At 43.3% G+C, this 7,914-nt stretch carries 5 protein-coding genes; 2 read left to right on the forward strand and 3 right to left on the reverse strand.

Annotation, left to right across the window (positions count from 1 at the left end):
• From QW597_07500 to QW597_07510, 3 genes are all read right to left on the reverse strand, one after another.
• A partial coding sequence (locus tag QW597_07500; protein MEM0156424.1) for an HsdR family type I site-specific deoxyribonuclease occupies positions 1 to 2,688 on the reverse strand: 2,688 nt, incomplete at its 3' end.
• A complete protein-coding gene (locus QW597_07505) occupies positions 2,688 to 3,860 on the reverse strand; it encodes a restriction endonuclease subunit S (protein ID MEM0156425.1) in 1,173 nt (390 codons plus the stop codon). The genes QW597_07500 and QW597_07505, both read right to left, overlap by 1 nt.
• Positions 3,861 to 3,873: 13 nt before the next feature.
• Positions 3,874 to 5,382, reverse strand: coding sequence for a class I SAM-dependent DNA methyltransferase (locus tag QW597_07510; GenBank protein MEM0156426.1), 1,509 nt, complete (start codon positions 5,380 to 5,382; stop codon positions 3,874 to 3,876).
• Between the two features lie 304 nt (positions 5,383 to 5,686).
• On the opposite strand from QW597_07510, the gene QW597_07515 reads away from it, so the two are divergent.
• Positions 5,687 to 5,902 carry a hypothetical protein gene (locus QW597_07515; GenBank protein ID MEM0156427.1) on the forward strand — a complete coding sequence of 72 codons (216 nt, stop codon included), beginning with the start codon at positions 5,687 to 5,689 and terminating at the stop codon, positions 5,900 to 5,902.
• Positions 5,903 to 6,761: 859 nt separating this feature from the next.
• On the forward strand, positions 6,762 to 7,914 hold a 1,153-nt coding region (locus QW597_07520; GenBank protein ID MEM0156428.1), incomplete at its 3' end, for a hypothetical protein.

Here is a 7,914-nt window from a genome sequence, read left to right on the forward strand (position 1 = left end):
GAACCAGTAAAGTGAAAATATATCCGGCGACATCTTCAGCGCAGACTGATCCTTATTTGCCTGGTTCATTTCCTCAATCAGTGATTCCAGCGTCTTTGCCGTGGCCTCCGAGGATTCCTGCCCGCTCTTGTAGAGTTCGGCTATCTGTTCAGCCCTCTCTCCTATGGATATGAGGTAGGGTTGCTTAGCCGAGTTCATAATAACATCGCTCAGGATGCTGTTGATCATGCTGAGGATCCTCTCCCTGTCTGTCCTATGTTCTGATTTGATTCTGCTCAGGGTCTCATCATTGATGCTGTAAGTACTTTCTGGAGGACTGAAGTCCCCTGTTGATGTGTTTTCCCTGACAAGCTGGGCAGTCTTTTTGGATAAATCGATGTCAGGTTTCTGCCTGTTCTCATAGTATGACCTCAGTATATTGTATATCCTGGCAAGGTTCTCAAAGTCCTCCAGGTACGGCCTGAGAAAATCATCAGGAGAGATGATGTCATACATGTCCTGAATCTCTCCCCACCTGGAATAAAAATTCTGCCGATCATTAGCGTCCTTGAATGCCTCGAGCAATTCACCAACCACTTTATCTGGGCTGCTTCCGCTGAAGGCATCAAGATATTCGGATTTCATTGAACTGATCTCTTCTGAGAAACTCTTCTTCAGGATTTCAATGTCCTGTACAACATCCTCTATATCTGACAGATCCCTGGCATCGAATTCCAGAGCTTCCTTGAGTTTCCTGAATACTCCAACAAAATCGATAATTAGGCCTGCAGGTTTAGCTCTTCCATCCCTGGACTCATATGGCCTGTTGATCCGGGCAATGGCCTGCAGCAGCACATGGTCACGCATGGGCTTGTCCAGGTACATGCAGTACAGGATCGGGGCATCGAATCCAGTGAGAAGTTTCTCGGTTACAATGAGAATCTTTGGTTCCTTCTGAGGGTCCCTGAAGGCTTTTCTTATCTCCCTCTCCTGTTCCTCAGTGGTATGAAACTCCCTCAGGTCCTCACTATCGTTATGGCTTGAGCTGATTATAACCCTGGAATAAGAATGTGGAAGATATTCGTCCAGTATTTTCTTGTACATCACGCATGCTTCCCTGTCCACAGCAACAAGAAAGGCCTTGTATCCAAGCGGTTCTACATTATTCATGAAATGATCTGCGATGTATCTGGCAATGTTATCCATCCTGTCATGGTTCTTCATCATATTGCGCAATGTGACCTGTTTTTCCATGATCAGGTTAAGGGTTTCTATATCTGAGACACCGGCAAGCTCGGCATTCTTCAGGAAGCTCTCTTCCAGAGTGTCCCTGTCCACCAGCATCCTGTTCGGGGCAATTGAATAGTTCAGGGGAAGAGTGGTGCCGTCCCGAATGGATTCCTTGATGCCGTACTTGTCAAGGTATCCCGAGGGATCGGCCCTTCCGAACATGAGGAACGTGTCGTTCTTTCCGGATGAACGGGATACAGGCGTGCCGGTAAAGCCTATGAACGTTGCATTGGGTATGGCACCCATGAGGAAGTTCCCCAGTTTCCCCCCTGTGCTTCTGTGCGCTTCGTCAGCAAAGACATAGATCTCGGAGCTCATGTTTATCCTTTCCGGCATTCCCTCGAATTTCTGGATCGTCGACACTATTATTTTCGCAGTTTCCGATTTCAGGAGATCCTGCAGCTCCCTCTTGCTGTCCGTCACACTGACATTGGCAAAGCCCAGTGAAGAGAGATTGCTGAAGAGCTGGCTCTCAAGCTCATTCCTGTCCACCAGCAATAGAATGATTGGCCTTCTGATCATCCTGCTCTCCATGATCTTCTTTGCCGCAACAATCATGGTGTATGTTTTTCCGGATCCCTGGGTATGCCAGATCAAACCTCTCTTCACTGGCGATAAACAGCGATCAAGAATCTTATCTGTGGCACGGGTCTGGTGAGGCCTCAGTACAGCTTTCCTGAGCTCATCGTCCTGTCTTGCGAACAGTATGTAATCCCTCAGGAACTTTAGAACGCCATTCCTGTTGAAATACGACTTGACCTGTTCCTCCAGGTCATGGTCGTTCTCGAGCTTCCACGAGAATAGATTCTTGCCTGAGAAATTCCATGTTGGTCCGTAGAGGAAATCCAGGATGTTTGTGACCTGGTATGCCTGTGGTATTACCATCATCTCGGGCGTCTCCTCATGATACCTGCGAATCTGCCCCAGAGCATCGGTGATGCCGTCAAGCCTATGAGGTGCCTTCGCCTCCAGTATGAATACTGGAATTCCGTTGACAAAGAATACCACATCAGGCCTGTTTGTCTTAACCCCATTGGTGAAGGAGAACTCATCAGTAACATGGAATTCATTCCTTTCAAGGTTGTCAAAGTCAATTAGCATGACGTCGCGGTCCCTTCTTTCCTCTGGAATAAACACTGTGCCTTTCCCGATGAGGTGTTCCCATGCTTTCTCATTGCCTTCTATGTCGGCCGTTATGCTGTTCTCTAGCCTCTTTATGATAATGTTTGCAGTTTCCAGATCAGCGAAGCCTGAATTGAGCTTAATGACCTGGGATGAGAATATCTGCCTCAGGATTAAGCCGGTTTCCCCACCCCGCATCCTTACAGCGTCATCTGGACTTAGATATGACCAGCCAATCTGTTTCGCATACTCAAGTATGGGATTCTGCACACTTGACCTTTCAGTAAATGCCGCCATCAGTTATCACCAACAGAGGCATCGACCTTCACTCTTACCTGGCCTGTCAGAAGAACCTGCATCAAACCCTTCTTGAGGCTTTCAGCTTTTTGCTTCTTTTCCTTTAATAATTCAATCTTCCTGTCTGCAGTTGTGAGTATTTCAGCGATTTTTTGCTGCTCATTTATGCTCGGGATTGCGAAATGAATTCTAGAAAGGTCGGTCTTAAGAATCCCCTTTATAGTGCTTCCCTGCACCATACGCTGAAATTGAGAATATAGATTTTTCAAGTTCCAATATAAAAAATCACTGGAGATTAAATTACTCCTTAAGATTAGTCCAGTAACATCTTGGCTGATAGCCATATCGACTGTGTTTATTGACACGTTACCAACACTTACTCTTGTAGCTAATAGAATATTTCCCCTAGGTATTATCTTTGTTGCACTTTCTTCCAACCCCAGTCTCGTTATGTATCGTTCTCCCCGTATTAGGTAATGTTTAGTTAAAGCTGCACCACGAATCCATGGAATATCTCCATCCCAATAGTCTGCCTCAAAAGTAGAAGGAGTGCCTCCCCCAATCAACTTATAAACTAATTCAGACAAAATTTTCAACTGCCACTCCTCCGGTATCTCACCGATCTCAGTCATCTTGAACTTGGTGTGCCCTATCCCCTTTGTGAGAAGAGTTTGCATCAGACCTTTCTTCACTCGCTCGGCATCTAGGATTTCCTCGTCTATGAGTTCTATTTTCCTGTCTGCAGTTGTGAGTATTTCAGCGATTTTTTGCTGCTCTGGGAGAGGAGGGAATGGGAAACAATATGCCTCTAGTTCTGTTCTCTGCAAACTAGGGAGAGTTGTTTTTGCTTTATTTCCTGAGAGTTTGTGTAAGGTCATATATTCAAAAAGATATTTCTGATTTATTGGGGCTTTGTATTGAAGATAAAACGTGGTATCAGAAGGCCAACTAGGACCGTCAAGATATGTTAATCCTCCAGCAGTCCCCTTACGGCCAATGACTATTGTCGGGAACTCTGCCAATGGATCTAATACATAGTCAAAGACCCCGTTTGAACCTACAAGAGGAATGCTTCCCTTAGTTTGAGGATTTCTTTGACCGTATTTTACATCGGCGATTTCTTTTAGGTTTTTTATTTCCCACTCCTCCGGGATCTCACCTATCTCAGTCATCTTGTAGACAGGTTTAGTCAATGTAACCAAGCTCCTTAAGGTAAGCATTCAGTTTCTCATCAACTTCTTTTAATTCACCATCAACTTTCGAGATTTCTGATAACACGTTTCTGATGTCAATCTCTTCCTCATGATCTGTTTGGGAAACATACAGTGGCACGTTGAGATTTCCATCCTGTTTCAGGACCTCCTCCTTTGACTTCACAGCACAGAATCCATCTCTGGTCTCAAACGATTCAAGTGCATCGACAATATTGTCTATGTGTTCGGGATAAAGCTGATTCAGCTTCCTTATCTCCTTGTGCTTTCCATACTGGCTTGAAGCATTTATGAACAGTATTCTGTTCTTCGACTTTTCGTTTTTTGCTCTGTTGAATACCAGGATCGCTCCCGGAGCCCCAGTATTGTAGAATAATTTCTCGGGCAATGAAATTACACATTCGACCAGATCCTGTTCAACAATCTTTTTTCTTATTTCTCCTTCCCTGTTTCCCCTGAATAGCGATCCCTGGTCAAGGACGACGGCAACCTTCTTTCTGGAGGAGGCGATCATGTGCTGAATCCATGCCCAGTCCCCGCTTGATTTCGGAGGAATGCCAAAAATGAAGCGATTATAATGATCATTTTCCAGACTCTCTGAATCGAAGTTCTGGTTCCACATGGGATTTGCTGTAACCTTATCGAAGGTCATCAGCGATCCGTTTTCGCTTGTATATGCAGGTCTCTCCATTGTGTCTCCAATTCTTATGTCTGCATCTATATCATGTATGATGGCATTCATTTTAGCCATTGCATATGTCAGACGGTTTATCTCCTGTCCGTAGAGCTTTGGAAAATCGAGTCTGCTGTCGGAACCGTACTTTCTGACAAATGCGCTGAATGTTCTGATCAAAAGCCCCCCCGATCCGCATGCCGGGTCATAAATGCTTTCGCCAGGTTCAGGATTCAGTATTCTCCCCATTAGATCGGCCACCTCTCGGGGTGTGTAAAACTCACCCGCACTTTTCCCGGAGCCCTCAGAGAACTTCCCAATAAGGTATTCGTATGCGTTTCCCAGAAGATCTGCGTCAATATCCTTTAAACCCAATCTTTTCCGATTCAATATCTCCAGAAGCCTTCTGAGATTGGCATCGCTTATTGTTCTTGTTCCTCCTGTAGCCTCATTAAAGTCCTGCAGATCAACGACACCCTGAAGTTTGTTATTCTCCCTTGCGAGGTCCCTCATGGCGGTTGTGAGAAACTCCCCGAGCGAATCCCTCTGGTCCATGATGTGCTTCCATCTCGATTTCTCAGGCAGGTAAAACCTCACGAGCTTGTGATCTGCATTTACCATGGCTAGAGCTATATCTCTGCTTTCGGAAATGTTGAGCAGCTCGTCTTCAAAAACATCGTTTAATCTCTTCAGGAATATCAGTGGAATAATGAAATCCTTGTATTTTGGTGCCTCCACCTCACCTCTTATTGAGCATGCTGCCTCCCATAACCATGATTCCAGTGAACTGTAGGTTTCGCCCTTCTGCATACAGAAAGGAATGTCCCGACGAAAATAAGGTTTGGTGTCCCCCATACGGATATTAGATGGTCTCTGATTCATATGTCTCATCGAAAGAGACAATTTAAATAGCATATTTTACTCTATAGCATGTGGGGGTAAAGTATCACAAAATGGTTACATTCATAACTAAATTGATTAATATAGATAATTCTTTTATTAAAAGTAATGGAATTGTTTGTATTTATGATAACTACAAATCAAACTGATTCTGATGCTACATATTCAACTGAAAATGATTGTGAAAAAAACCCCAACAGGAGGTGATATAAAAATGGTGAATTCAATTGCTGAAATAATTGAGGATCATGTTCTTATAGCGATCTTTCTGGTATGTCTGACTGTGATTATTTCATTCATAGAGGTTGTAAACATTGATTATATTTCTGTACCGTATCATTCCGAAATAGCGCTTTATCAGTTGCTTATTCTTGTTACATTTATTCTTTCCTTCCTGGTTCTATTTGTAATAAGGCATTACAGGGATTAAGGATGCGCCGAATACACAATGTAACATCTAAAAGGAAGAGTGCCACAAGATCCTCCTGATATTTTTTAATCTGAGTATGAAGATTTTGATGGGTACAAATTAATATATTTCCGCAATTGCCCTTAATGCCACAATTGCTTGACGTATCACATGTATCTACACGAGGCACTTCCCTAAGGATAACAATTCCAAAGAAGGTTGCTGAAGCCATGGAACTGAAGTGAGGTGAGTATGGGTAAAGCGGATGAACTTTCAGAGACCATGGAAAATGATCTCAATGGGATCGAGATAACAGCATACCATAGCGGATCAACTCTATACGTATTAAGGATGGGTGAAAGCATTTGAATAAGATCCATTGTCAATAATGCCACTCTGATGTACAATGAGATGCACAGAAGTGACAGTACAATGTCACTGGTGTCGATGGTGCATAACATGAGGATATAATGGTTGTTTTTGCAGTAAGTAGAAAAACTGTGATAGCAAGACTGGCCTTCAAGTCGGAAACGGGAAAGGCAATAGGGGAAATCATGAAACTTGATGAACTCATAACAAAGTAGTGCACCCACAGCTGTAAACTGAAAACGAGCCTGAAATGCCTACTCCCAGATCAACAAAAGTAACATGGATGTGAAGTCACGGAGAGCGTGAATAGTGTTTTGACAGAGATAAAAAAACAAGTCTGACTCCCTTACAAACTTTAAAGATTTGGTAACCGTGATCGAGTGGATAGGAGATAAGATCCGTTTTACGGGAAATATGGAAGAAGCAACAATTTCATCACAAACTGTGCACACTTCAGCCAATGAATAGTGAGACAAAGTTAAATTCATTAGGTTATTGGGATTCGACATATATGACCGAAATTTTTTCGGCAGATTCGTTGGAGGATGAAATTTTCAACGAAAGACCCTTGGATCACCTAATTCTATCAGGCTATCCCTATTCGGGAAAGAAGCATATTGTGTACGAGGTTTTAAAAAAGAAAAAAGACGGACCAACACTGCTGATTCCTAGGAATCGCCAATGGAGTGATAAACAGGAAAATGCCCTGAATGAGCTCGCTCAATCGGGGATAAATGTGCATCAGTATGGGTACGATAGCATTGAATCAGTCTGCAAGAGTATCGGGGAGGGGACTGTTCTCCTATTCCTTCCCTCAAAATTTATTTCAGAAAATGGAGAGAAGGAAAAGTTAAAAGCTCTCATGGATGAAATCAAGAAAAATCACAGGCTGATCGCAGTGACAAGGGAATATAACTATCTCTACATTCAGAACAGAATCGAGAAGATCGATCTCAATAAGAAAAATGTAGTTCTAAACCAAATAAAAACATACGTCTCAAACTTTTTAAAGAAAAAGGTTGCCGGCAAAATTCTTGAAAAGAACAGGGAAGTGATAAAGCTAGTCTGTAACGAAGGTTCTGCTCAACGCATAGTCAACGATCTCAGGGATAAAAATGGGAATGAGCTTTCAAAAGATTTAAAAGATATGGTACTGAGGCACGGAAAAATAAACCATGGAACCTACAAGGGGTACTATTTCCCAGGACTCATCGCAGGTGGAGACAAAGGATTGGAGGATATTGAAAAGGAAAAAATTGATGACGTCGAGGAATTTGAAAAAGCTATGGCCGTCGACGCAAGTATTACAACCGCCCTAGGAATATCATCAGAAGAGACAATCTCCTCCTCGATCAAGGAGTCTATTTCAGCTACTGCTGGCGGATTTAAAGCGATCGCTGGGTCTATTCTTCCATTACTTATCCCTGCGGTTGGCGGGTTTGCAGCGAGCCTCCTCATATTCTTATTTTTAGGCTCAGACAAGAAGAAAGAATTTGGAAATGAGATTGTCAGATGGGCATCGGTATGGAGGAAGATGCCCATAGAAAGAAAGGAATACATCGCATACCACTACGACATCCTCTTCAACCTCTCCCCTGGGGAGTCTATGGACATCTTAGAAGGACTCTTTGGGAGGCAGGATTATAGAGACATCAAAGATAAGC

Source organism: Thermoplasmataceae archaeon, from assembly GCA_038729425.1.
Taxonomy (GTDB): domain Archaea; phylum Thermoplasmatota; class Thermoplasmata; order Thermoplasmatales; family Thermoplasmataceae; genus B-DKE.

Bases quoted from the DNA above. Each gene is read 5' to 3' on its own strand.
- QW597_07515 (MEM0156427.1), top strand. From the start codon at position 5,687: ATGGTGAATTCAATTGCTGAAATAATTGAGGATCATGTTCTTATAGCG.
- QW597_07510 (MEM0156426.1), bottom strand. From the start codon at position 5,382: ATGCAGAAGGGCGAAACCTACAGTTCACTGGAATCATGGTTATGGGAG.
- QW597_07505 (MEM0156425.1), bottom strand. From the start codon at position 3,860: ATGACTGAGATAGGTGAGATCCCGGAGGAGTGGGAAATAAAAAACCTA.